This window comes from Pseudoalteromonas piscicida, from assembly GCF_002744175.1.
GTDB lineage: Bacteria > Pseudomonadota > Gammaproteobacteria > Enterobacterales > Alteromonadaceae > Pseudoalteromonas > Pseudoalteromonas piscicida_B.
In genome coordinates this window covers 1-222 of sequence record NZ_NKHF01000175.1, presented here as the reverse complement: position 1 = coordinate 222, position 222 = coordinate 1, and the positions used below count along the sequence as shown (strand labels likewise).

Below are 222 nucleotides of genomic sequence, written 5' to 3'. Positions count from 1 at the left end.
TGCGGTAGGAGCGGGTTCACCCTGCGATATATGATGAACATATCGCCGTGTAAAGCGGCTCCTACCATAGGTGGCGTTTGAGGATAATTCAGCGGCAATGTTACGTGGTAGTGCGGTAGGAGCGGGTTCACCCTGCGATATATGATGAACATATCGCCGTGTAAAGCGGCTCCTACCATAGGTGGCGTTTGAGGATAATTCAGCGGCAATGTTACGTGGTAG

At 51.4% G+C, this 222-nt stretch carries 1 protein-coding gene; it reads right to left on the bottom strand.

All coding sequences use genetic code 11. From position 1 onward, the window contains the following. The coding region (locus CEX98_RS23145) for a hypothetical protein (protein ID WP_206780906.1) at positions 1–222 on the bottom strand (222 nt) is incomplete at both ends.